Origin of the sequence: Neisseria sp. P0009.S008 (genome assembly GCF_051958615.1) — a bacterium.
Lineage (GTDB): Bacteria > Pseudomonadota > Gammaproteobacteria > Burkholderiales > Neisseriaceae > Neisseria > Neisseria subflava.
The window spans coordinates 1-259 of the sequence record NZ_JBQCVG010000077.1; the positions used below are offsets into that span (position 1 = coordinate 1).

Sequence of the window (259 nt, forward strand, 5' to 3'; positions counted from 1 at the left end):
CGCCCATGCCCGCCAACGCGCGATACGAACTCGAACGCAGCCGCCTGCATCCGATACGCGCCCTCACCAGCGGCGTGGAGCGTCTGGCGGACGAGCCGTTTTACGCCGGCGGACGCTGGCGCGGTACGACCCGTTGCGCGTGGTGGGACGACTACCGCGACGATACGCCCGTCGTTATCGGCCATTATTGGCGCAGTTGGCAGCCGTCTCCCGCCGCCGTTGCCGCCGAACGGCTGTTGCTGCCGCCGCAGCCGGATGT

General features: G+C 69.5%; 1 pseudogene. It reads left to right on the plus strand.

From position 1 onward, the window contains the following. Window positions 1-259: pseudogene (locus tag ACTHSQ_RS11335) on the plus strand (metallophosphoesterase); the annotation flags it as partial.